Raw genomic sequence first — 23,657 nt, 5'->3', positions numbered from 1 at the left:
GCGACCGCACACGGCGGGCTCTCGCGCCAGCGCCGCTCCAGGGCAGGCTGCTTCACATCGTGCTCGCGCCGAACTCGTACAGCGCCCGGATCTCGGTCAGTCGCGCCGCGATCTCGGCGCGCGTCACCGTCGCGATCCGCCGCGTGCCAACCGCTTCAACGCAGAACGACGCGGTCGCCGTCGCATGGAGCATGCCGCGCCGGAGCGCGAGGGGCGTGATCTCCGGCTGGCACGCCAGGTAACCGATGAGCCCGCCGGCGAAGGCGTCGCCGGCCCCCGTGGGGTCGATGACGTCCTCGAGCGGGAAGCCGGGCGCGGCGAACACGCCCTCTTCGTCGAAGAGCAGCGCGCCGTGCTCTCCGCGCTTGATGATCAGCCGGCGCGGACCACGGGACAGGATCTCCTTCGCCGCGCGGCGGATGTTGTACTTGCCCGACAGCTGGCGCGCCTCCTCGTCGTTGACCACGAGCGTGTCGATTCGGCGCAGCATCGCCGCGACCGCCTTCGGCTCCCCCTCGATCCAGAAATTCATCGTGTCCGCGAGGACGAAGCGCGGCGCGCGGACCTGCTCGAGGACGTCGAGCTGGAGCGCGGGATGGATGTTGCCGAGCAGGAGGAAGGGCGTGTCGCGGTAGGTCTCCGGCAGCTTCGGCGCGAACGACGCGAACACGTTGAGCTGCGTGTCCAGCGTCGTGCGATGGATGAGATCCACGTCGTAGCGCCCGGCCCAGCGGAACGTCTTCCCAGGAGCGCGCTCGACGCCCTCGATCGAGATCCCTCGGGATCGCATCGCCGCGAGGGTCCCTTCAGGGAAATCATCGCCCACCACGGCCACGGTGCGCACCGGAGCAAAGCACGAGGCAGCGAACGCCGAGTAGGTGGCGGAGCCACCGACGACGTCTCTCTCGTTGCCGGAGGGGAGCTCGAGGTCGTCGAAGGCCATCGAACCGATGATGAGGATCGCGGATGAGGTCGTCACAGGACGCCTCTTAGCCAGGTTTGTGCGTAGCCGCTAGCCGCGCGTTTCGTTTCTGCGACGGCGCCGCCGCGCCGCGGCCGCACCCGACGCCAGCAGAGCCCGCCGCGCCCCTCCCGCCCGCTGCGCCCCCTTCAGGAGCGGGCGCAGCGCCGAGTGGGCCCGAGGGCGGCTCAGCCGGCCTTGCGCCGAGGGCCGATGAGCCACTCGAGCCGCGCCTCTGCGTCGGGCGATGACGCGCCGGCCGAGGTCATGATGCACTTCTCCAGCGCGTGACGGGCCGGGCTCTGCGACACGTCGGGGAGATTGCGGGCGAGGGACTTCGCGACGTCCCGCGCAACCACGATATTGCGGTTGAGCACGGTGATGACCGCCTCGACGCTCACCGCCTCCTCGCCGACGTGCCAGCAATCGAAGTCGGTGGTGAGCGCGAGCGTGGCGTAGGGGAGCTCCGCCTCGCGGGCGAGCTTCGCCTCGGGCAGGTTGGTCATCCCGATGACGTGCGCGCCGAACGTCCGGAACATGCGGCTTTCGGCCCGCGTCGAGAACTGCGGGCCCTCGATGCAGACATAGGTGCCGCCGCGGTGGACGCGCGCGCCGGTGGCGAGCGCCGCGTCATGGACCGCGCTCGCCAGGATCGGGCACACCGGATCGGCGAACGGCACGTGGGCGACGACGCCTTCGTCGAAGAACGTCGAGATCCGGCGCTTCGTGAAATCGATGAACTGGTCGACGACGACGAGGTCGCCAGGCGCGATGTCCTCACGCAGGGAGCCGACCGCGCTCACGCTGAGCACGTGGGTGGCGCCGAGCATCTTCAGCGCGCAGATGTTCGCTCGGTAGTTGATCGTCGACGGCGAGAAGCGGTGCCCGCGGCCGTGGCGCGGCAGGAAGAGCACGGTCGCGTCGCCCTCCTTGACCCGCCCGCGGAGCACCACGTCGCTCGGCAGCCCGAAGGGCGTGGAGACAGAGACCTCCTCGACGTCCTCCAGCCACCCCATCTCGTAGACGCCGCTGCCGCCGATGATGGCGAGCACGTCGCCCGCGCCGCTGGCGCTCATCGCTCGAACCTCCGCTCGGAGAGCAGCCGCTCGCAGAGGGCCGCGCGCCGCTGGCGGCGGCACCGCTCGGCGAAGACGAGCGACCGCAGCTGCTCGTAGGCGCGGTTGATCTCGTCGTTCACGATGACGTAATCGAAGAAGCCGTAATGCTCGATCTCGCCCTTCGCGTTGCGGAGGCGGCGGAGCGTCGTGGGCTCGTCCTCGGTCCCGCGCCCGCGCAGGCGCCGCTCGAGCTCGGCGAGCGACGGGGGAAGGATGAACACGGCGACCGCCTCGGGCAGGCTCGCCTTGATCTGGCGCGCGCCCTGGTGGTCGATGTCGAACAGCACGCCGCGCGCGGTGGCGCGCGCGATCTCGATCTCCTTCAGGCTCGTGCCGTAGAGGTGATCGTGCACCCTGGCCCACTCGGCGAACGCGCCGATGCGGATCATCTGCTCGAACGTGTTCGGGTCGACGAAGTGGTACTCCCGGCCGTCGACCTCGTTCGGGCGCGGGCGCCGGGTCGTGTGGGAGACCGAGAAGCGCAGATCGGGGAACTCGCTGCGCAGCCTCCCGCAGAGCGTCGTCTTCCCCGCGCCGGACGGGGACGACACGATGAGGAGGAGGAAGTCGTCACTGAGTGCTTCGGTCGACATGCTCTCCTGTCACTCGATGTTCTGGACCTGCTCCCGCAGGCGTTCGAGCTCCACCTTCATCGCCACTACGTGATGGGAGATGGCGGCGTCCTGCGCCTTGGAGCCCAGCGTGTTCGCCTCGCGTACCATCTCCTGAAGCAGGAAGTCGAGCCTCCTTCCACAAGGGTCGCCGCTCGGCGCCGCGAGCGCGCCGCCGAACTGGTCGAGGTGGCTCCGGAGGCGGGTGATCTCCTCGGTGATGTCGCTGCGTTCGGCGAGCAGCATCACCTCCGCCTCGATCCGCGTCGCCTCGAAGCCCGCCTCGACCCCCTGGAGCAGGCGCTCGACCCGCTCGCGCAGGCGGCGCCTGAGCGCCTCGCGCGCCTCGTCCGCGCGCGCCACGACCTCGGACGCGAGCGCGCGCAGCGTGGCCACCCGCCCGCGCATGTCGCCGGCGAGCGCCTCGCCTTCGCGCAGGCACATGCCCTCCATCGCGTCGATCGCGCGCTCGATGGCCAGCTTGAGCGCCGCGCGGACGGCCGCGATCTCGTGGCCGCCGGCGGGGGCGAAGAGGTCCGGCACGGCGCACAGCAGCGAGAGCGGCACGTCGGCGCCCGGCGCGAGCTCGTCGCGGAGCTCCGCCAGGGCGTGGAACGCCGCGCGCGCCTTCGATTTGTCGAGCGTGCTCGGGGCCAGCACCGCGCCCTCGGTGCGCACGATGATCTCGATGCGCCCCCGCCGCAGGCGCTCACGCGCCACCTGCTCGGCGAACATCGTCAGATCGACGAGCTCGCGCGGGAGCCGCGCGCGCACGTCGAGGAAGCGCTGGTTCACCGAGCGGATCTCGGCGACGACACGCCCATCGGTGAGCGAAGCGTCACCGAGCCCGAAGCCGGTCATGCTCCGCACGAGCCGCCCCGCTCTACCTAGCTCGCCTTCTGTCCGATGTCCGAGGCCCCTTGGGCCTTGGGCAGCGGAACCTTGCCACAGGTGACCGTGGCCGACGCGGCCGCGGGTCCCTTCTCACGGAGCGTCCGCAGGTACGTGACCGTGGGGACGATGCCGTCCTCCCAGCGCACGCGGGGCTCGTACCCGATGAGCTCGGCCGCGCGCGAGATGTCGGCGAGCGAGTGGCGGATGTCCCCGGCGCGGGCGGGGAGGTGCTCGACCGCGACGTCCCGCCCGAGGGCCCGCGAGATCTCCTTGCAGAGCTCATTCAGCCCGATCCTGCGTCCGCCGGCGATGTTGATGACCTCCCCCTTGAACTTCTTCGACGACGTCGCGCCGAGCAGGTTCGCGAGGACGGTGTTCTCGATGAAGCAGAAGTCGCGCGTCTGCTCGCCGTCGCCGAAGATCGGGATCGGCCGGTCCTGCAGGGCGGCGTCGACGAACCGCGGGATCGCCGCGGCGTAGGCGCCGTCCGGCGTCTGGTTCGGCCCGAAGACGTTGAAGTAACGCAGGCTCAGGGTCTCGATGCCGTAGATGCCCGCGAAGACCTTCATGTAGTGCTCGCAGGCGAGCTTCGTGACCGCGTACGGCGACAGCGGCATTGGCTCCATGCCCTCATGCTTCGGGAGGACGGGCGTCTCGCCGTACGCGCTGGACGACGCGGCGAAGAGCACGCGGCGCACGCCCTGCCTGCGCGCCACGTCGAGCACCGTGACGGTGCCGCCGACGTTGACGGCGTTCGACTCGACGGGCGACTCGACGCTGCGCGGGACCGAGCCGAGCGCGGCCTGGTGGAGAATGACCTCGACCCCCTTGGCCGCCGACGCGACGGCCGCCGCGTCCCGGATGTCCCCCGTGATGCGCTCGATCAGCGACTGGTGCGGGAGCCCGTCGAGGTTCTCCCATCGGCCGGTCGCGAGGTTGTCGAGGACGCGGACCCGCTCGCCGGCGGCGGTCAGCGCCGCGACGAGGTTGCTTCCGATGAACCCGGCACCGCCGGTGACCAAGTAGCGAGGCGTGGACATGTGCGTGCTCCCCCAGCGGGCGCCTACTTCTTCTTGAAAAGGTTGTCGAGCTTGGAGCGAGAATCCGCGATGCGCTTCGAGTTGTCTTCCGGTACGCCGTTCTTGAACGTGAAGAAAGTACAATAATTCGCTCTCTCCCGATCCGGGATGTACTCGGCGATGTGCTCCTTGCACTGGTTGTGCGCGGCCGGGTCCCAGTTCTCGCAGTTCCTGCAGCAGTGGAGGTCGACACCGCAGTGGGGACAGGTGTCCGCGCGCTGGAGCTTCACCTCGAAGATGAGCTCGTTCTTGCATTTATGACAGAAGTGGCGCTTCGCCTCGACCTTCGGAATCCAGCTCATGATGTCCTCCGGTACCACGACGAAGCCCGATCTGGCAGAAGGAACGCTCCGCAGAGGGTACGGTCGTAGATGGTGCGTGCCTATCCCACAACGGCGTCCCGCGGAGCGAGCGCTGCGGGGTCGGGCGGGGTCTTGCTGGACCAGCGAACGCCACAGACGGTTCGCTCGCTCGGTGTAGAGCTGGCCTGCCTGGCGGCGGCGTTTACAGCAGGCCCTTGCGTCGCTGGATCTCGCCCATGACCCGCTGGTATTCGATTTCCCAGGTGCGGGACCCTTCCTGCACGTGGCGGAGCTTGCCGCGCACCTCGGTGTCGAGCGCCTCGTCCATCTCGAGGTACTTCCGGAGGATGGGCCTTATCCGGCGGCGCAGGTCGTGGTCCTCGACGAACACCTCCTCGACGTTGTTCGAGTGCATCAGCATCTCGAGCAGCTGATCGAGGAGATAATCCATCGTTTCCTCGCCGGTCTTGATCCCCTTCTGCTCCGCGGCCAGGCGCTTGACCCGGTTGAACTCGCCTTGAGGCAGTCCGCGTGCCTGGAGGATCTCTTTCGCCCGCTCGGTCGCTTCCCGCTCTGCGTGCAGGTAGCTCGTGAAGACCGACTCGACGTCGAGCGCGACCTCTTTCTTCGATTCGCACTCGATATCGCGGTTGTCCACGAGCGCGCGGACGAGTTCTTCTGTGAGGGGAGTAATTTTGCCGCTAAAGAGGCGCATCCAACGTCCGTAGCTGGAGGAGCGGTCGAACTGGCTCCCCCGTGCAGGGGTTCATTCACGGGGCGTGCCCGGCTCGAACCGAAAGGTACGGGCCGCGTATCCAGGATGTCAACGCAAGTGGGAGGTTCCGGCACAAGTCGGGCCCCCCCCGGCCGGTGGGGGCCCCCCGGAACAGTAGGACCGCGACACCGCAAACCGCAGGAGCAGCCGCGATGATGATGGGTAAGGATGCGATGGCACGGAGCGTCAGGGTCCAGCCTGGCGCGCTCGGGAACGACGGTGGACTCGACCTGGACTCCCGCAAGCGGCGGGTTGTCCGGCGCGGCGCGATCGGCAACGCGGCCTCCCCGGCCACGCAGTCGGCGCTGGCGGACGGAGGGACGATTCAACGCGTCGCGAAAGGGCGTCACCTCGTGACGCAGGGCGACGCCGCGACCGCGCTCGCCATGCTCAGCCTCGGCCGAGTCCGGCTGGTACGTGGGATGAGCGACGGGCGCAGCCTATCGCTCGGCTACAGAGGGGCCGGCGACGTGCTGGGCGAGGCTGCGCTCGGGGGCGTCACGGCCCACCGGGAGAGCGCGATCGCCACGGAGGACGTCGAGGCGCTCCTCGTCCCGCTCGCGACGGTGCGCAACCTGATGGCGAGCGACGCCAACTTCGCCGCCGCCATCGTGACCACGCTGGTCGAGCGGCATACGGACACCGAGGAGCGCCTGGCGTCCATGCTCTTCCGCAACGTGGAGGCCCGCCTCTGTGAGTTCCTGCTCAAGGCCGCGACGCGCTGGGGCATCCCCGATCCGCGCGGGGTGCTCATCTCCGCGCCGTTCACCCATCAGGAGATGGCGAGCATGATCGGCTCCACGCGCGAGACCGTCACGCTCACCCTGGGCGATCTCCGTCGCAAGGGGGTGATCGAGATCGATCGCCGCCGGATCGTCGTCCTCGATCGCGACGCGCTGAAGGGCCGCATCTGAGCCCGCTCGTCCGTCGGTGTCGTTGAGGGGTCCCAAGGCCTCCTCGATCGAGCGCCGTCGGGCACCGTCCAGGCTGTTCGCTCGGCGGCCTCTGCTCCGACAGCCCTACTGCTCCCGGCGTCGCAGCGGCGTTCGCCGCGCTGCCCACGCGTTCCGCGCTCCAGGCACCCACCCCTGGATATCCCGCGGATCTCTCCGGTCTGCCCGCTCGATTCGCCGCGGTGTTGCTCCAATACGTCCGCCGCAGCCATCCTGTCCGTGCGCTGCGCGGTCGGATGTGCTGCGTGGCCTGGTTCGCCGCGCGGTCCAGGCTCGCTGCCCGGTCCAGTGCGCTGCGCGCTGGCGGCCTCGTCGCCGCGGCGTCTCGACGGTGTCCCGCGGCGCCTAGCGCTCTCGCTTGGGTCCGCCGCTCGCCGGGTCACGGGTGGAGCGGACCCCCAGCTTGAGCCTGCGCATGACGGCCTGCTTCTGCCGTTCCTTGTACCTGGCGTGGCTCGCCTCGCCGACCTCGTTCGCCGCCTCGGTCTCTCGGTCGATCAGCTGGAACTCGCACAGCACGAAGATGATCGGCCCGAGCGCCCAGGCCGCGGGCGGCGCCATGTCGAGGATCTCGGCGGGGAGTCGCACCGGCAGATCGACGACGAAGTGGATCACGCGGTAGCTCCGATCGCTGAAGCTGTTGTCGCCTGCCGTGAGTCCGTCGTCGACGTCGGTCTGCAACGCGTCGAGCATCGGCAGAAGGAAGGGCCGCGTCTCGCAGTAGCTCCGGAACCGCAGGATCGTGTTGGTGCTCTCGCCAGGCACGACGTAATTGAACGGAAACAGCCGCTCGGACAGGTACAGGAGCACCGGCAGCAAGTCGTCCACGGTGCGGCAGACGATGCGGAAGCGGAGCTTGTCGTAGATGGCCGCCGCCGTCGTGTCGGTCTTCGACAAGAGCTTCGTGTAGAGCGAGTCCTTGTTCTTGCGCCCGCCGATGAACTCGGTGATCGGGAAGCCCGCCGCGAGCATGCCGCCGATCACCCGGTACACCTTCTCCTCGACGAGGTGGAAGACGTCCTGGTCCGACATGGGGATCGAGAAGAGGAGCTCGCGTCCGGCCAGGTGATGGATGATGTGCATCGCCTTGAGGATCGTGCAGGCGCAGAGCTGGCGATGGCCCTTGCCCGAGGCGAGCAGCAGGATCTCCTCGACCGAGGCGCGAGCGACAGGGCTCGGGATCGGGAACTCGAAATGGCGGCGCAGGTACGCGATCGCTTCGTTCTTGACGCTCTCGAGGTGGGCGCGATCCCCCGGCTCGTCCGGGCGGAACTCCTGCGCCAGCAAGAGGTCCCGCGCCGCCTGCTCGCCTTGCAGGTTGAGCCGCCTCCAGTCGATGACCGAGTCGCCGCGCAGGATGAGGTGCACGGACTCCAGGTCCATGAGCGTGAACTCTTCGAGCCGCTTGAGCCGGCCGACGGAGGCGTCTTGCGTCATGACCTCACGCTCCCCGAGCGTAAGCGCCAGCGCTGTCGTGCGCTCGGGAAACCCTCGCGTCGAGGTGCAGCAGGCGGTAGCTGGGCGAGAAAGTCAGGAGACAGGGGCGTTCGGCGGGGCGGGGCTCGAGCTCGGGGTGCGGCCGAGCGAGAGGGTCCCGAGGAAGATGCCGATCGTCAATGCGACAACGGCGGCGTGGCCGAGATAGGCGCCACTGCAACCAATGGCGGCGAACGGGGCGAGCGCAGCCAGATACCACGGGGTGATCCTCATCGGTTCTCCTTCTCCGCCTCCAGCGGCACTGTACAGGCCGCATGGTCGCTCCCTCCGGGGGGGCACCACGATGCACCACGGTCGTCCCAGTCAGAGCGTGTAAGTGGTTGTAGGATAAGGTGCCACGCCCTGCTTCCGCGGGCCAAGAAGTAGCGGTTTCGGGGGGAACGCATCAAGGGAATTCGTTCTCACATTCCATTCCCACCCGAAACGCTGTCACTGGAAGCAGTAAAACATCAACAATAACAACGTCTTGTACTCAAGGACGAAGGTTTTTCATCAAGGACTGCGTGCGGCTTGCTGGACGCGAGGTGGTACCTCAGAGACACGCCTCCAACTCAGGGCGCTGCCTTGCTTGTCGGTTTCCGGGCGTCAACGGTCTCGTGCGCCGGGCGACCGCAATGAGCGGCAGCAGGTCTCCGGCGCATCTGGACGCTGTTGGGCTCGCTCCAGGAGCGCCGGCCGAAGCGCGCTCCGCGAGGCCGGCGGGAGCGCGCGGGGCGCCGCTCAGTGTACGAACAGCGTGATCCGGGACTCGTCCGCGAGCGTGACGGCCCGGCTCGTCACGTCGTGCTCGCCCTTCCTGCTGACCGTGATCTCCACCTGGTAGAGGCCGTCCGGGAGCGACACCTTCGTGAAGACAGCCCGTGGGGCCGTCCCCTCGGCGAACCGCCATGAGCTGTCGATGGCCGGCGCGGCGTCGTCCGCGCGGTCGCCCGAAGAAGAATCCGTCCACGTCACGTCGAGCCGCACGACCGTCGCTGCGTCATCGAGCCGCAGCTCGACCTCCCGCTCCTCGGGCAGCCGCTTGAAGAGGATGCTCCCCGCATAAAGCGCACCCAGGAGGAGGAGCGCTGGCGCGAGACGTCGGAGCCACGGCGGTCGGGTCTCCGGCTCCGGCGGCCTCTCCTCGGATGCTTCATCGAGATCGTGCTGCGAGGTCGAGCTCATCGGGCTTCAGCGCGCGCGGTTGGTGCGGACGCGCTTCACGAGGCCCTCGATCACCGGCTGCGGCAGGTCGAACGCGGGCATCTTGTTCTTGCCCTTCCTGATCGTGTCGGCCATCTGGGCGTCGGTCACCCGATCCTGCCACGCCGCGTCGGTGAGGTCCGGGGCGCGGACCATCGGACCTTGCGGGCCGTCGCCGCGCCCGGCCCTGCCGTGACAGGTGGAGCAGTTCCGCTGCCAGGCGAGCTCGATCAGCCCCGGATCGGTCTCATCCGACGCGATCGGCCGAGCGGCCACCTTGCCGCCCTGCCCCTCGCCGGGGTTCGGCGGATCGTGGTCGTCCCGCGTCCACTGGCGGACGTCGCCCGCCCCGGAGTTGCAGCCGAAGAGGCCGACCCAGAGGATGGCTATGGAAAGGAGGCGACCCAGGGACTTGTCGTGACGTCTCCGCATGTCGTGGAGACGTACCGATAGTGAAGCTGGTGGGGGAGGCAAGAAAAGAAGGATCGCGGGGCGGCGCCGGCCGCCGGTGAGCGCGGAGAACGCAGCGGCGCCGGCGGCCGGCACGCCCCGAAGGGCGCTGGGCGCCGGCCACCGGGTGCAGCCGTCAGCCGTCAGCCCAAGGCGAACGCCCCGACGGCCCGTGCCCGCGGTGATCGCGGCGCGCGGCCCGAAGCGCGCCCGGGCGCAGCGGCGTCACTTGCAGGCGTCGCCGGCGACCTTGCCGCCGCCGTCGACGGGCTGCTTGTCGACCGCCTTGCCCTTGATCGCCGCGATGAAGAACCCGGTGCGGCGGTTCTGGGCCTTGCCCTCGGGCGTGCCGTTGTCGGCGACCGGCTTGGTCTCGCCGAACCCGACGGCGATGAAGCGCTTGCAGTCGTGCCCCTTCGCGACGAGCCAGCGAGCGACCGCCATCGCGCGCTTCTCGGACAGCGTCTGGTTCGCGGCGTCCTCACCGTCCGAGTCGGTATGGCCCTCGATGCGGAGCAGGCTGACGTCCTCCCGCTGCTTCAGGAAGTCGTCGACGAGGTTGAGGACCTCGTCGCTCTCGGGCAGGAGCTTGTCGCTGTTCGTCTCGAAGACCACCGGGCCGGGGAGAGCGACCTCATTGCCCTTGAGCTTGAACGTCAGCTTGAAGCGCGGGCGGGGCTTCTTCTCCTCCTTCGGCTCGGGCTTCGGCTCCGGGGGAGGCGGGGGCGGGGGCGCGGCCGCCGGCTCCTTGCCGGAGCCGAACGAGGCGCTGGCCGTGCAACCCGCCGTCGCGGCGGCAGCGCCAATCATCATCACGGCGCACAGAACGGAAGCGACGTATCTACGCATGGACCTTGTTCTCCTCTGAGGGGCACGAGCCAGAGCTCGCGTCGGCGACCCGCCGGGCTGACGCCCTTGGACGGCAGCTCGCCATGAATCTTCACCGCCATCGGGTACTTGCGTGGTGGACGCTCGAAGCGATGCCGCCTTCTAGCGAAAAGTCAGGACGAACGAAACCAGGAAGAGGGCGCCTCGCGGCCCGCCCACCAGCGGGCGGACCGAGAGAGCGCGCTGGCAAGACCTCCCTCGCCTGAGCGCGTACCCTGGACGGGCGGGGTCGCTCCTTGAGACGCTCGCAGGGGGCGCGACGGCTCAAGCGCGAGCACGATCTTCGCGGATGGTCGGAGCCGACCGAGCAGGTTGCACGTCGCAGGCTGTGTGGATTCCGGCGGGCGCGGGCACCCGGGAGGTGCCCGCAAAGCCCAGGAGGCGCGCTCGACGCAGCGGCCGTCGGTGGAGGGGAGTCGCGCGGCGCTCAGCCTCCGTCTGCGGGCGCCGGCTGGCACGGCACGCCGGTCGTCACGGCTGGCGGCGCGATCTCGCCCAGCTGGACCGCTCTCGCGGTGAACCCGATGCCGATGGAGATGGCGTCGCACTCCTTGCTCGGGTCCTGGCCGCCATCCTTCATGATGTCCGACGCGCGGCGGACCTGATCGAGGATCGTCTCCAGCGCCGCGCCTTCGCAGAAATTCGGCTGTACGGCGCCGATGACGCCGCGGAGCTCCTCGACGAGGACAGCCGTCTCGAGCACACCCGCGATGGTCCCTTTGACCACCGATTTGTGATCGGGCGCGAGATCCATCGCGATCCTCACATTGCGGATCGTGAGACCGATGATGGTGTCCGAGACCGTCAGGTTCAGCCGGAACGTGACCTGTGAATCCGGGCCCGACACCCATGTATCGTCGACGACGTAGCTGGCCGGGAACACGACCTTGGAGCTCTCGACGTCCTGAGCGTCGTCGAGGAGCTCAGGCACGACAGGCCACCGGTCGGTGCCATCCCAGGTGGGCGCCGCGCCCAGCGTGGCGCCGCCGTAGAGCTTCGCGGTGAGGGGGTTGTAGGAAGGCCGCTCGCCGAGCCCGTCGACCTTGAAGATCACCGTGAAATCGCCCTTACCGATGGCGTCGCTGACCCGGGTCGACGGGTCGGTCAGGAGGTTGGAAATGAGGCCGACGAGCTTGCTGCCAAAGGAGTTGTCGATCCCGTCGGCGCCGTCCGGATAGACCTCCGAAGGGGCGGTGTCGTCCACCGGCTTGCACAGGTCTTGTGATACGGTGCTGGACACCTTGCCGTCGAGGTTGAATCCGTACTGCTTCCAGCTGCCGGCCGCCTTCTTCCCGTCGCGATCCGTATCGCCGAGGAAGAGCCGGTCGATCGCGAACGCGACGCCCTCGCCATCCCCTGCCTGCTCCGGGCCCGGCGCGGGCGGTTGACCGAGGTCGACGTCTTGAACGACAGGCGCCGCGGCCTCGGAGCCACAACCGGCAACGGAAACGAGCGCGGTCGCCAAATACACCGCGACGGCGATACGGGATTGACGCATCATCGACCTCACTTTCTGGAAACCCCACCCCAGATCAGGCAAGTGCTCTCAGACGGGCGCACATGCTAGCGCCGGCCTGCGCGGCTCATCAAGCGCGATCCCCGCTGCGCAATGCGCTATATGTGAGCTCGCCGGCGAGCGCTGGTGGATTGTCCCGATGCCTCCCGCTCTCGCTCACCGCGCCCTCTCCCCGATTACCGGTCTTTCCCGACTACCACCACGATGAGAAGCCACCTGGAAGCCTGCTGTGACCGCTGAGTTCATCCACCTCCACGTGCATTCGCAGTACTCGCTCCTCGACGGCTCGCTGCGCGTCAAGGACCTCGCCGCGCGCGCCAAATCGCTGGGAATGCGCGCCGTCGCCCTGACCGACCACGGGAACATGTTCGGGGCGATTCAGCACTACAAGGCCTGCAAGGACCAGGGCATCGGCGCGATCATCGGTTGCGAGGTCAACGTGGCCCGCAGCTGGGGCGCGTCCGCGGGGCAGGTGTCGCGCTCGGGCGTGGACGAGACGCCCGTCGATCACCTCGTGCTGCTCGCCGCGTCCGAGGAGGGCTACAAGAACCTCGTCCGCATCGTCTCCAAGGGGCACGTCGATCCCGCGAGCGGGCTCGCGCCGAGCGTGCGGCTCGACACGGTGGCGCAGTACAGCGCGGGGCTCATCGGCTTGACCGGCTGCATGGGCGGCGTGGTCGCCCAGCGGATCCTCGAGCAGGGCGAGGGGGAGGGGCGCGAGGCGCTCAGCCGGCTCAGGGACTGCTTCCAGCCGGGGAGCCTCTACGTCGAGCTGCAGGACCACGGGCTGGTCGAGCAGTCGGTGCTCAACAGCATCCTGGCGCGGGCGGCGGGCGATCTGGGGCTTCCGCTCGTCGCGACCAACGACGCGCACTTCGGCGCGCGCGAGGACGGCGAGGGGCAGCTCTACCTGTCGTGCATCGCGGCCAACCGCACGTTCGCGGAGGCGAGCGCCGCGCACCACGGCAGCTTCGAGATGTTCCTCAAGCCCGCCGACGAGATGATGCACCTGTTCCGCGACCACCCGCAGGCGGTGCGCTCGACGCTCGAGATCGCCGAGCGGTGCTCGACGCTCAAGCTCAAGCTCGGCAAGCCGATGCTCCCGACGTTCCCGCTGCCGAGCGGGTTCGCGGACTCGGCAACGTACTTCCGGCACGTGGCGCACGACGGCCTCACGAAGCGGCTCGCCCAGATCGCGCAGACGGGCAGGAGAGTGGACGAGGCGACCTACCGCGCGCGGCTCGACGTCGAGCTCAACGTCATCGTTCAGATGGACTTCCCTGGCTACTTCCTCATCGTCTGGGACTTCATCAAGTACGCCAAGGACCACGGCATCCCGGTCGGGCCGGGCCGCGGCTCGGGCGCGGGCTCGCTCGTCGCCTATGCCATGGAGATCACCGATCTCGATCCGCTGCCGTACAACCTGCTGTTCGAGCGCTTCCTGAACCCGGAGCGCGTGAGCATGCCGGACTTCGACGTCGATTTCTGCATGGACCGGCGCGACGAGGTCATCTCCTACGTCACCAAGAAGTACAGCAAGGAGGCCGACAAACCCTCCGTCGGGCAGATCGCGACGTTCCACGAGCTCAAGGCGCGGAGCGTGATCAAGGACGTCGCGCGGGCGATGGCGTTCCCCGCGAACGAGGCGCAGAAGATCGCGAGCCTCATCCCGCAGAAGAGCCCGGGGATCATGTACACGATCCCCGAGGCGCTCGACATCGAGCCGAAGCTCAAGGCCCTCAAGGAGAGCGATCCCACGGTCGCGGAGCTCCTGAAGCAGGCGCAGAAGCTCGAGGGGCTGACGCGGCACGCGGGCATGCACGCCGCCGGCGTCGTGATCAGCGAGGGGCCGCTCTGGGATCACGTCCCCTGCTTCAAGAACGGCGAGCAGCTCGTCACGCAGTACTATAAGGACGACGCAGAGCTGGCCGGGCTCGTGAAGTTCGACTTCCTCGGGCTGAAGACGCTCACCGTCATCGACATCGCGGTGCGGCTCGTGAACGCGCGGCCGGACCTCGCGGACAAGGAGGGCAAGCGCTTCGACGTGAACACGGTGCCGCTCGACGACACCGCCACCTACGCGCTCCTCCAGTCGGGCGAGACCACGGGCGTGTTCCAGCTCGAGTCGAGCGGCATGCAGCAGCTCTTCAAGGACCTCAAGCCGGACGCCTTCGAAGACATCGTCGCCGCCGTGGCGCTCTACCGGCCCGGGCCGCTCGGCACCGGCATGGTGAAGGACTTCGTCGACTGCAAGCACGGCCGCAAGCCGATCGAGAAGATGCACCCGCTCGTCGACGAGCTCCTCCAGCCGACGTACGGCGTCATCGTCTACCAGGAGCAGGTCATGCAGATCGCGCAGAAGCTCGCGGGCTACACGCTCGGCGGCGCCGATCTGCTCCGGCGCGCCATGGGCAAGAAGAAGCCCGAGGAGATGGCGAAGCAGAAGGCGACGTTCGTCGACGGCTCGCTCAAGAACGGGGTGAAGGGCGAGGACGCCGAGCGCATCTTCGGGCTCCTCGAGTACTTCGCGGGCTACGGCTTCAACAAGAGCCACTCGGCGGCGTACGCGCTGCTCACCTACCAGACGGCGTACCTCAAGGCGCATTACCCGGTCGAGTTCCTCTGCGCGTTGATGACCGCCGACCGCGACAAGATCGAGAAGGTCGTGCGGATCATCGCGGAGGGGCGCGCGTGGGGGGTCGAGATCCTCCCGCCCGAGATCAACGAGTCCAAGACGGACTTCACCGTCGTCTACAGCGCGAAGCCGGCGACGAACGGCAGGCGCATGGCCGGCACCCGGCGCGGAGGCTCGCGGGTGAGGGACCCGTACGACCCGAAGATCCGCTTCGGAATGGGCGCGATCCGCGGCGTCGGCGAGTCGGCGCTCGAGGCGATCCTCGAGGCGCGGGACGCGGGCGGCGCGTTCGCGGATCTGTTCGACTTCGCCGAGCGGGTCGATCCGCGGCGGGTCAACAAGGGAGTGTTCGAGGCGCTCGTGCAGTGCGGCGCGTTCGACGCGAGCCTCCACGCGCGGGGCATCTCGCGGGCGCGGGCGTTCACCGGCATCGACAGGGCGCTCGAGCGCTCGCGCTCCGCGAGCAAGGAGCGGAACAGCGCGCAGATCGGCCTGTTCGCGGCGGTGGCGTCCAAGAGCGAGGTGAGGCTGGACGATTACCCGATGGCCGAGGACTGGGATCTGCGCGAGACGCTCTCGCGGGAGAAGCAGTCGCTCGGGTTCTACGTCTCGGGGCACCCGCTCGATCGGTACGGCGTCGACATGAACCGCTTCGACGTGACCGCGGTGAGCGCGCTGGCCGGCATGGATGCCTGGTCGAGGGTGCGCGTCGGCGGGATGGTCGAGGGCTACCGCGAGCGCATCTTCAAGGGAGGTGGCGGCAAGATCGCGTTCTTCGTGCTCGAGGACACGACCGGCCGGGTCGAGGTCAAGGTGCGCGAGAAGCAGATCGAGAGCTATGCGGACCTCTTGAACCGAGGGGAGCCGGTCCTGATCTCGGGGAAGATCAGCTTCCCGATGGTGGAGGAGGGGGCCGAGGAGGCCGAGGCCGCGCCGCGCGAGCCGACCCTGCTGCTCGACGAGGTGCAGCCGCTCGCCGACGCCATCCTCGCGCAGACGCGGAGCGTGGCGATCACGCTGAAGTCGCGCAGCGCCAGGCGCGAGCACATCGATCGGCTCGGGGCGCTGCTGCGGGCGAGCCCCGGGGTGTGCCCGGTGCAGCTCGTGATCCAGCTCGACGACGGGGCAGAGGCGGTGCTGGCGCTGGGGCGCGATCTCCGCGTCGAGCCCAACGACGCCATGCTCGGGCGGCTCGAGAAGCTGTTCGGCGAGAAGGTGGCCGAGCTCAGGTAGCCGGCTCGCCCGCGCCCGCGTGCTCGGCGGCCCGCACGAGGGCGCCGAGCTTCGCCTCCGCGTCGCCGCGGTCGCTCTGGTGCTTGAGCAGGACGCCGAGCGTGTCGCGCGCGATCTCCGGCGTCACCGCGCGCTTGCCGAGCAGGAGCAGCGCGCGGGCCCAGTCGATCGTCTCGCTGATCGCGGGAGACTTCCGCAGATCCATGGCCCGCAGGGCGCCGACGAACGCCACGATCTGCGCCGCGAGGCGGGGCTCGATCCCCGGGAGGGCGACCTTCAGGATGGCGACCTCGCGCGACGGCGGCGGGTAGTCCAGGAACGCGTGCAGGCACCGGCGGCGCAGCGCCTCGGTCATCTCGCGCGTCGCGTTCGTCGTCAGCAGGACGAGCGGCGGGCGCGCGGCGCGGATCGTGCCGAGCTCGGGGATCGTGACCTGCATGTCGGAGAGCACCTCGAGGAGGAACGCCTCGAACTCAGGGTCCGCACGATCGACCTCGTCGATGAGCAGGACGACCGGCGCGGCGCTCCGGAGCGCCGCGAGGAGCGGGCGCGCGATCAGGAAGTGCTCGCTGAAGAACGAGGCCTCGCTGCCCGCGATCGCGCGCGCGGCCGCGGCGAGGCTCGCCGCGCCGGCGATCTCCTTCACGACGGCGTCGCGCAGCAGCTGCGTGTAGAGCATCTGCTTCGCGTAGTCCCACTCGTAGAGCGCCTTCGCCTCGTCGAGGCCCTCGTAGCACTGGAGCCGGATGAGCCCTCGGCCGAGCGCCTCGGCGGCGGCGCGGGCGAGGTCGGTCTTGCCGACGCCCGCCGGCCCCTCGAGCAGCAGTGGACGATCCATCCGGAGGGCGAGCCAGAGCGCGAGCGAGGTCGCCGGATCGGAGATGTAGCGGGCCGCCGAGAGGTGGGCGTCGAGCTCGGCCGCGGTGGCCGGCGTGTCGTCGCAGGCGCCCCGATCGTCGAGCGCGCCGCCGTCGTGATCCGGAGGAGGCGTCACGGCGGGACGGTAGCACGCCGCGCGCGGGCTATCGGGCGGCGCGGCGCGGCGTGGCGCGCCAGAGCCCGCTAGCCGCGCGGCTCGGCGAGGATCTCGGCGGCCAGGAGATCGAGGCGCGGCGCCGCGCGATCGGGGCACGGGAGATCGGCCTCGCTGCGGAGCGGGCACAGCTCGCAGCGGCGTCCATCCATGATGAGGCCCGCCCGCATGCCCGCCGCGCGCGCGGCCGCCACGTCGCTCGGCGCGTCGCCGATCATCCAGCTCGCCGCGGTGTCGAGCTCGAGATCGCGCGCGAGCGCCGTGAGCATGCCCGGCTTCGGCTTCCTGCAATCGCACGGGCCGATGAGCGCCGGATCGCCGCCTGGCCCGCCCTCGGGGTGGTGCGGGCACACCGCGAGCGCCGCGATCGCGACGCCGGCCTCGCGGAGCCGATCGACGAGCGCGCGGTTCGTGCGCTCGATCGCCCCCCACGGGACCTGGCCCTTCGCCGCGCCCGGCTGGTTGGTCGCGATCGCCAGCAGGAACCCCGCGCCTGCGAGGCGCCGCAGCCCCTCGATCGCGCCTGGGAGGAGGCGGATCTGATCCGGATGAAACGCCGTCACGACGACGCCGAGCTCGGGATCGCGCACCACGTCGATGAGCGTGCCGTCGCGGTCGAGCAGGATCCCGCGCCTCGCCACGCGGCGCTCAGCTCTCGGCCACGAGCTGGAGGAGCCGCTCGCAGATGAGGTGGTGGTAAACCTCGTGGAAGCCCTCCACGTGCGGTGTCGACGTGTAGCCCGCCCGCGTCCTCGGCACGATCACGCTGGCGTCGGCCATCTGGCGCAGGGCGCCGCCGTCGTAGCCGACGAGCGCGACCACCTTGGCCCCCGCCTTCTTCGCGAAATCCGCGGCGGCGACGAGGTTCTGCGACCACGGGCCGGCGCGATCGGCGCCCGAGCCGCCGTGCACGCTCAGGCACACGAGCACGTCGCCCGCGACCACGCGGCCGTCGAGCTGCTCGAGGAAGATCCGGTTGAAGCCGACGTCGTTGGTGAGGGCGCTGAGGAGCGCCGCGTTGTCGCAGAGCGAGGTGCACTTGAAGCGCCGCTTGCCGTCGACCCACGTGAACTTGGCGATGTCGCAGGCGAGGTGGCTCGCGTTGGCCGCCGAGCCGCCGTTGCCGCACGTGTAGATGGTGCGATCGCTCCTGTACGCATCGAAGAGGATCTCGATGACGCGAGCCATGTCGTCGGGGCTCGTCGCGAGGGCGATCTCGGACGTCTCGCGGAGGTACTTTTCGACGAAGTCGTGCGTGCTCTGAGGCATGGCCGATCTATAGCCAGAGTCCCGCTGAAATGCCCAGCAGGAGGGGGCGCGCCGGCGCGCCCGCTCACGATCGGTGCAGGTTCGCGACGATGCGCGCGCCGTCGAGATCGAAGCGGAAGCGCAGGACGCGCAGGCCCTTCGCGGCGAGCGCCTCCAGCACCCGGCGCCGCTCCGCCGGCCGGACGTAGAACATGAAGAAGCCGCCGCCGCCGGCGCCCATCAGCTTGCCGCCGAGCGCCCCCGCGCCTCGAGCGATCTCGTAGATCTCGTCGAGGACCTCGTCGGTCATCTTGGACGCGAGCTTACGCTTCTGGGTCCAGTGGGCGTGCAAGAGCTCGCCGTAGTCGTCGAGCCTGCCCGTGACGAGGATGCGGTGCACGTCGCGGCCGATCTCCTTGATACGGTGCATCCGCTCGACCACCTCGGGCTCCAGGTCTTGCAGCCGCCGGCCCTGCTCCGAGAGCACGATCCTGGCCGGCCTTTCGACGCCGCTCCACACGATGAGCAGGTTGCTCTCGAGCTCGTCCAGCACCTCGTCGCGGACAGGGACGGGCTCGACGTGCACCGAGCCGTCCGGAGAGAACGTGAACGCCGTGACGTTGCCGTAAGCGGCGATGTACTGGTCCTGCTTGCCGATCGGCTCTCCGAGGCGCTCGATCTCGATGGAGCAGGCCTCACGGGCGAGCTGCTCGGACGACACGAAGTCGCGCTTGTACGCGTGCAGGGCGTTGAGGAGGGCGACCGTGAACGAGCTCGACGAGCCGAGGCCCGAGTTCGCGGGGAGATCCGCGACGCTCGTGAGCTCGATCGAGTGCTCGATTCCCAGCATCCGGAGCGCTTCCCGGAAGATCGGGTGCTCGATCGCGTCGACCGAGGGGACGATCTCGGTCTTGGAGTACGCGAGGCGGATGTCCCGGTGGAAGCGCTTGTTGGCCGTCACGTAGATGTACTTGTCGATGGCGGCCGACACGAGGTAGCCGCCGAAGCGGCCGGAGTACGCGGGCAGATCGGTCCCACCGCCGCCGAGGGAGAAGCGGACCGGGGCGCGAGAGACGATCATCCCCGCGCCTCCGTCGCGGCCGCGGTCGCGAGCGCGGCCGCGAGATCGCGGAGGCCCTGCTCCGAGCCGATCTCGTAGAAGCGCGCCGCGACCGGGAGCGCCCGGAGGCGGCCGCGCGCCGCGAGGTCGCGATGCACCACCTCGAAGCCGAGCGGCGCGTCGGCCGGCAGCGCCTCGATGACCTCGCGGCGGAGCGCGGTCGCGCCGTAATCGATGTGGTCGAGCGCAGGGTCGGGCCGCGCGCCCGCGCGCCGCTTCTCGTAACGCACCACCAGGTCGCCCGATATCGCGGCGTTCGACGCGTCGAACCGACCCTCGTTCCGGTACACGGCCATCGTGCCGAGCGCGCCGGGGTGTGTGCAGAGGTCCCGGAGCGGGGCCAGGTAGTCGAAAGGGAGGTAGGAGTCGCCGTACGTCATGAGGAACACAGGGGCCAGCTGGGGCAGCGCGCGGCGCAGCGCGCCGGCCGTGCCCAGGAGATCGGGGCCGTCGTCGGCATAATGGAGCGGCAGGCCCGCGAACCGGTCGCCCATCGCCTGTCGGATGGCGTCGCCGAGGTGACCCACGCAGAGGACCACCTCGGCGAAGCCCGCTGCGGCGAGACGCTCGAGGAGCCACGCCCCGAACGGCCGCCCGGCCACGGGCAGCAGGAATTTCGGGGTGCGCTCCGTCCGGGGGCGCATCCGGGTGCCGAGCCCGCCGGCGAGGATCACGGCTTGAGGAGGTGAGTCGTCGGCGCGCACGGGAAGGACCTACCACAGACGACGGCTGTCTTCGGGGCGTCTCCAGCGCTCCCCGCAGCCGGCTCGGAGAAAACGTCGTCACAAACTGTACGGCCGTTCAGGCGGCGGTTACGGTGTGCACCATGACCAACAAGGACCTCGCTCCGCATCTTCTCCGGACGCTGGTTGCCCTCCAGAGCGAGGGCAAGACGGTGACCCTCGACACATTGACCACGGCCCTTCAGGTGCGCCGGACCGACGTCCGCCGGGCGATCACCGCCCTGCACCGCGAGGGGTATCTCGACGTCCTCCACATGCGGCTGACGCTCCGCGGGCTCGCCCTCGGCGCGGCTTTTGCGGCGTCGCAGCTCCGCCCGTTGCGCCGCGCGTCGCTCCGCGCTGTCAAGGCTGCTTGAGCACACCCGTAGGTCCGCCCCCCTGGCGCAGCCGCGAGCGGCGAGTCGACCTCTGCCCGGACGCGAGGCTCATGCGTGCGGACGGAGGGTCCCGACATGATCTGTCGATGCGTTTCAGATCTTGCCAGCAATTCATTTGATAAAACGGCAAATTCACAGCGGACGCGCGCGGCCCCAGCGAGGGATCCGGCGCCCGGTCCCGAGCGCCGACCGGCGCAGGAACGCCTTGTTTCTCCGGCCTGTGCGGGCCACTGTGCGTGGAAGACGTTGACATTCCGGGGGATTCATGAGACGGCGGCTGCGTGATATCCGATGTCGAGATCGAGAATGAGATTCGTGCTTCCGTGGCCGAGTTCCTGGAGGGCATGAGAGCGCTGGTCCGTGAGGACGTTCTCCGGGCCGCTGCGCAGTACCTGCAAGTCGACATCAGCGCCGCAGGGATATCGACCGGGCCGGCCGCGACTCCCGCCAAGCCGGTCCGCAAGGCCGAGCGCGCTCCGGCGCCGAGCCGCCCGGCCGCACCTCCGCGCAGCGCCCCGTCGCCCAAGACGCCGACGCGCGCTGCGCCGCGCAAGAAGGCGGCCGCGCCGCGGACGACCGGCGGTGGTGCGCGGCCGGCCGTCGCTCCGCCGAAGGCACGCGCCGCGCGTACCCCGGCGCCCGCCGCCGTGGCGCCCGTGAAAGCCGCCGAACAGGCCGCTCCGGCGAGCCCGGTGAGCCTGCCGTCCGGGAGCTCCGGGGACGAGATCGCCGAGGCGCTGCTCGCCCATGTGGAGATCGAGCCTGGGCAAGGGATCGACGACCTTGCGCTGGCGATGGGGACCCCTGCAGCGGAGCTCCAGGAGCCGCTCAAGAAGCTCCTCGCGGAGAACAAGATCACCGAGGAGCTGCGTCAAGGCCAGACGTCGTACTACCCGGCCTGAGCGACATCGGTGGAACGGCCAGCCAGGCACGAGCGTTGCTTGGATCCGGCCGCACGTTGCCTGGAGCCGGCCGTAGACCGTCCGGTCGGCGCGGGCACGGGCCAGGTGACGCCCTGCGCGATGCAGACGACGGACCGACCGAGCCCTGCTGGCGCTGACCGGCCGGAGCCCGGCGGTTTCCGCGTTACAGCTGGCGAACCCGGCGATGCCATCGCCGCGTACTCGACGCGGACCCAGGGCCCCGGTACCCTGCCGGTCCAGGCGCTTTCCGGATGACTCCCGCGCACGAACAGATTCTCAACGTCCTGCTCGGCTATCTCTCGGCGATGAACGCAGAGGGAGTCCTGCTCCGGGCCATGCGGGAGGCGGAGATCCAGCCCGAGGAGTTCTCGCTCGAGGACCTCCCCGACATCCTTCCGAGCATCGAGCGCCGAGCCCGTCTCTATGTCGATCCAACGCGGCTCGGTCGGCTCAGGTCGGAAATTTCGGCGATTGGCGGCGATCGGCCTTCGCGGCGCTCGAAGGTCATGGTCATCAACGTCGAGGCCGACATCAGCGAGGCCCGCCTGAGCGCGAAGGCCGTTTGCGATGCGGCCGGCGCAAAGAGCTTCACGTCGCACAAGGTCGCGACCATCGTCAGCGAGCTCGCGCGAAATATCGTCCACTATACCCCTGGCGGGACGATCGAGCTCGCGGTGCAGCGCGACAGCCCGGTCCGCTTCCTCATCGTCGCCGTGGATGAGGGCGCAGGCATCCAGAACCTGCAGGAGATCCTCGCCGGGCGTTACAAGAGCAAGACCGGTATGGGGCGCGGCATCATCGGGGTCAAGCGGCTGGCCGATCGCTTTCATATCGACTCGGGGCCGAAGGGCACGCGGGTGGAGATCGAGGTCCACCTGTGAAGCTCTCCGTGGAGTACGCGATCCTCCCCAAGGACGGAGAGCTCGTGAGCGGCGACGCCGCGTTCGTGCGGGCCGGGGAGGACGGCGTCCTCTTCGCGGTCATCGACGCCCTCGGCCACGGCGAGCACGCGGCGGCCGCGGCGAACGTCGCGCTCAAGGCGCTCGCCGACGCGCCGAGCGGCGAGGACGTCCGCGCCCTCATCGATCGCCTCCACGTGCGGCTCCGCGGCACCCGCGGCGCCGCCGGCATGATCTGTCGCTTCCGGGAGGGGCGGCTCCAGGGCTGCGGCATCGGCAACGTCGAGCTGATGTCGCACGGCACGCGCGTCCAGTGGCTCCAGAGCCCGGGCATCCTCGGCGCATCGCTCAGCAAGGTCCGGATCTTCGATGCGCAGCTCGCGCGGGGCGACCGTCTCGTCGTGTTCACCGACGGGGTCTCCCCTCGCTTCGATCTATCGCTGTTTCGTGGAATGAAGGCCGCGGATGCCTGCCGCGCCCTCATGAGCCGACACCGGCGCTCGCACGATGACTCAACGGTCTTGATCGCCGACATCGAACCTTAGGATGACCATGGAGCTCAAGCGCCTTCCGATCATCAACCTGTGGGACCGGATCCTGGTGCCCATCCAGGGGGACGTGACCGATGACCTCGCGGAGCAGCTGAACACCGAGGTGCTGCGGGCCATCCACGAGAGCGGCGCGAAGGGGCTGGTCATCGATCTCACGGCCGTCTGGATCATGGATAGCCACCTGTGCGCGGTGCTCTCGAACCTTGCCTCCGCCGCGCGGCTCATGGGCACACCGACCATCCTGTCCGGGCTGAGCCCCGAGATAGCGATGACGCTCCAGGCCATGGGGGTCGAGCTCGAGGCCGTGAAGACGGCGCTGACGCTCGAGCAGGCGCTCACGATGCTCGGGCTCGAGGTGCGCAGGGCCGAGGCGCGCGACGAGGACGACGACGAGGACGACGACGACCTGTTCGACGACGAGGACGAGGACGACGAGGACGACGACGGGTGGGAGGCGGACGACCGCGGCGACGCCCGCCGATCGCCGACGAACGGGCGATCACCTCGGCCCACGACGAGCCTCGATCGGCGGCAGAGCGGGAAGAGCCGGCTCAGGCGCCGCTGAGGCCGAGCGTGCGCGTCTACGTCTACGACGACATCGACACGCCGAACGCGCCCGCCTGACGGCAGGGTGACGGTGATTGTCCGGGTGGGCAACGCCGTGGGTCC

The 23,657-nt window shown here is 69.5% G+C and carries 25 protein-coding genes; 7 read left to right on the top strand and 18 right to left on the bottom strand.

Annotated elements, in window-relative coordinates:
• Nucleotides 1-52: 52 nt before the first annotated feature.
• The 7 genes from WMF14_RS21245 to WMF14_RS21215 all read right to left on the bottom strand — a co-directional run bounded on the left by WMF14_RS21245 (nt 53) and on the right by WMF14_RS21215 (nt 5,680).
• Nucleotides 53-979 (bottom strand): PfkB family carbohydrate kinase, encoded by a 927-nt coding sequence (locus tag WMF14_RS21245; RefSeq protein WP_272099504.1) that lies wholly within the window; start codon nt 977-979, stop codon nt 53-55.
• 170 nt (nt 980-1,149) lie between these two features.
• Nucleotides 1,150-2,037, bottom strand: a complete 888-nt coding sequence (gene mtnP / locus WMF14_RS21240) for an S-methyl-5'-thioadenosine phosphorylase (RefSeq protein WP_272099502.1) — start codon at nt 2,035-2,037, stop codon at nt 1,150-1,152.
• Entirely contained in the window at nt 2,034-2,672 is a 639-nt protein-coding gene (gmk, locus tag WMF14_RS21235) for a guanylate kinase (RefSeq protein ID WP_012236392.1), read from the bottom strand. The genes mtnP and gmk overlap by 4 nt, the downstream gene beginning before the upstream one ends.
• 9 nt (nt 2,673-2,681) lie before the next feature.
• Nucleotides 2,682-3,551, bottom strand: a complete 870-nt coding sequence (locus WMF14_RS21230) for a YicC/YloC family endoribonuclease (RefSeq protein ID WP_272100036.1) — start codon at nt 3,549-3,551, stop codon at nt 2,682-2,684.
• 26 nt (nt 3,552-3,577) lie between these two features.
• Nucleotides 3,578-4,624 carry an SDR family oxidoreductase gene (locus tag WMF14_RS21225; protein WP_437803346.1) on the bottom strand — a complete coding sequence of 349 codons (1,047 nt, stop codon included), beginning with the start codon at nt 4,622-4,624 and terminating at the stop codon, nt 3,578-3,580.
• Between the two features lie 23 nt (nt 4,625-4,647).
• Nucleotides 4,648-4,965, bottom strand: coding sequence for a hypothetical protein (locus WMF14_RS21220; RefSeq protein WP_012236389.1), 318 nt, complete (start codon nt 4,963-4,965; stop codon nt 4,648-4,650).
• A 202-nt stretch (nt 4,966-5,167) separates the two neighbouring features.
• The gene (locus tag WMF14_RS21215; RefSeq protein ID WP_012236388.1) at nt 5,168-5,680 is read right to left on the bottom strand and encodes a DUF507 family protein; all 513 of its coding nucleotides are present in this window, start codon (nt 5,678-5,680) and stop codon (nt 5,168-5,170) included.
• 233 nt (nt 5,681-5,913) lie between these two features.
• Between WMF14_RS21215 and WMF14_RS21210 the strand changes: the two genes are divergently transcribed.
• On the top strand, nt 5,914-6,654 hold the full coding sequence (locus WMF14_RS21210) for a Crp/Fnr family transcriptional regulator (RefSeq protein ID WP_272099495.1): 741 nt from the start codon (nt 5,914-5,916) through the stop codon (nt 6,652-6,654).
• A gap of 384 nt (nt 6,655-7,038) precedes the next feature.
• Here the strand turns inward: WMF14_RS21210 and WMF14_RS21205 are convergent, their stop codons facing one another.
• The 6 genes from WMF14_RS21205 to WMF14_RS21180 all read right to left on the bottom strand — a co-directional run bounded on the left by WMF14_RS21205 (nt 7,039) and on the right by WMF14_RS21180 (nt 12,211).
• Nucleotides 7,039-8,130 (bottom strand): TIGR04552 family protein, encoded by a 1,092-nt coding sequence (locus tag WMF14_RS21205; RefSeq protein ID WP_272099493.1) that lies wholly within the window; start codon nt 8,128-8,130, stop codon nt 7,039-7,041.
• A 93-nt stretch (nt 8,131-8,223) separates the two neighbouring features.
• On the bottom strand, nt 8,224-8,403 hold the full coding sequence (locus WMF14_RS21200; RefSeq protein ID WP_012236385.1) for a hypothetical protein: 180 nt from the start codon (nt 8,401-8,403) through the stop codon (nt 8,224-8,226).
• A 507-nt stretch (nt 8,404-8,910) separates the two neighbouring features.
• A complete protein-coding gene (locus WMF14_RS21195) occupies nt 8,911-9,354 on the bottom strand; it encodes a hypothetical protein (RefSeq protein WP_437803345.1) in 444 nt (147 codons plus the stop codon).
• A gap of 6 nt (nt 9,355-9,360) precedes the next feature.
• Nucleotides 9,361-9,804 carry a c-type cytochrome gene (locus tag WMF14_RS21190; RefSeq protein ID WP_272099488.1) on the bottom strand — a complete coding sequence of 148 codons (444 nt, stop codon included), beginning with the start codon at nt 9,802-9,804 and terminating at the stop codon, nt 9,361-9,363.
• Nucleotides 9,805-10,047: 243 nt separating this feature from the next.
• Nucleotides 10,048-10,671 carry an OmpA family protein gene (locus WMF14_RS21185; protein ID WP_272099486.1) on the bottom strand — a complete coding sequence of 208 codons (624 nt, stop codon included), beginning with the start codon at nt 10,669-10,671 and terminating at the stop codon, nt 10,048-10,050.
• A 466-nt stretch (nt 10,672-11,137) separates the two neighbouring features.
• On the bottom strand, nt 11,138-12,211 hold the full coding sequence (locus tag WMF14_RS21180; protein ID WP_437803344.1) for a hypothetical protein: 1,074 nt from the start codon (nt 12,209-12,211) through the stop codon (nt 11,138-11,140).
• 244 nt (nt 12,212-12,455) lie between these two features.
• Between WMF14_RS21180 and dnaE the strand changes: the two genes are divergently transcribed.
• A complete protein-coding gene (dnaE, locus tag WMF14_RS21175; protein ID WP_437803343.1) occupies nt 12,456-16,094 on the top strand; it encodes a DNA polymerase III subunit alpha in 3,639 nt (1,212 codons plus the stop codon).
• Here dnaE and WMF14_RS21170 read toward each other — a convergent pair.
• The 5 genes from WMF14_RS21170 to WMF14_RS21150 form a co-directional block, all read right to left on the bottom strand.
• Nucleotides 16,087-17,088, bottom strand: a complete 1,002-nt coding sequence (locus tag WMF14_RS21170) for an AAA family ATPase (RefSeq protein WP_437803342.1) — start codon at nt 17,086-17,088, stop codon at nt 16,087-16,089. The two genes, dnaE and WMF14_RS21170, sit on opposite strands and share 8 nt — an antisense overlap.
• Before the next feature lie 68 nt (nt 17,089-17,156).
• Entirely contained in the window at nt 17,157-17,768 is a 612-nt protein-coding gene (locus WMF14_RS21165; protein ID WP_437803341.1) for a D-glycero-alpha-D-manno-heptose-1,7-bisphosphate 7-phosphatase, read from the bottom strand.
• A gap of 7 nt (nt 17,769-17,775) precedes the next feature.
• Entirely contained in the window at nt 17,776-18,396 is a 621-nt protein-coding gene (locus WMF14_RS21160) for a D-sedoheptulose-7-phosphate isomerase (protein ID WP_272099478.1), read from the bottom strand.
• Between the two features lie 64 nt (nt 18,397-18,460).
• On the bottom strand, nt 18,461-19,456 hold the full coding sequence (locus tag WMF14_RS21155; protein WP_272099477.1) for a GHMP family kinase ATP-binding protein: 996 nt from the start codon (nt 19,454-19,456) through the stop codon (nt 18,461-18,463).
• The gene (locus WMF14_RS21150; protein ID WP_437803340.1) at nt 19,453-20,199 is read right to left on the bottom strand and encodes a nucleotidyltransferase family protein; all 747 of its coding nucleotides are present in this window, start codon (nt 20,197-20,199) and stop codon (nt 19,453-19,455) included. The genes WMF14_RS21155 and WMF14_RS21150 overlap by 4 nt, the downstream gene beginning before the upstream one ends.
• Nucleotides 20,200-20,321: 122 nt before the next feature.
• Between WMF14_RS21150 and WMF14_RS21145 the strand changes: the two genes are divergently transcribed.
• The 5 genes from WMF14_RS21145 to WMF14_RS21125 all read left to right on the top strand — a co-directional run bounded on the left by WMF14_RS21145 (nt 20,322) and on the right by WMF14_RS21125 (nt 23,553).
• Complete coding sequence (locus WMF14_RS21145; RefSeq protein ID WP_272099474.1) at nt 20,322-20,594, top strand: hypothetical protein; 273 nt, start codon at nt 20,322-20,324, stop codon at nt 20,592-20,594.
• 344 nt (nt 20,595-20,938) lie between these two features.
• Nucleotides 20,939-21,517: a hypothetical protein gene (locus WMF14_RS21140; RefSeq protein ID WP_437803339.1), complete on the top strand. Its 579-nt coding sequence runs from the start codon at nt 20,939-20,941 to the stop codon at nt 21,515-21,517.
• A gap of 272 nt (nt 21,518-21,789) precedes the next feature.
• On the top strand, nt 21,790-22,419 hold the full coding sequence (locus WMF14_RS21135; RefSeq protein ID WP_272099470.1) for an ATP-binding protein: 630 nt from the start codon (nt 21,790-21,792) through the stop codon (nt 22,417-22,419).
• A complete protein-coding gene (locus WMF14_RS21130) occupies nt 22,416-22,982 on the top strand; it encodes a SpoIIE family protein phosphatase (protein ID WP_272099468.1) in 567 nt (188 codons plus the stop codon). The genes WMF14_RS21135 and WMF14_RS21130 overlap by 4 nt, the downstream gene beginning before the upstream one ends.
• Nucleotides 22,983-22,989: 7 nt before the next feature.
• A complete protein-coding gene (locus tag WMF14_RS21125; RefSeq protein ID WP_272099466.1) occupies nt 22,990-23,553 on the top strand; it encodes an STAS domain-containing protein in 564 nt (187 codons plus the stop codon).
• The last annotated feature ends 104 nt before the right edge of the window (nt 23,554-23,657 follow it).

It is taken from the genome of Sorangium sp. So ce693 (genome assembly GCF_051521375.1).
Taxonomy (GTDB): domain Bacteria; phylum Myxococcota_A; class Polyangia; order Polyangiales; family Polyangiaceae; genus Sorangium; species Sorangium atrum.
This window is presented reverse-complemented; position numbering and strand designations above follow the sequence as displayed.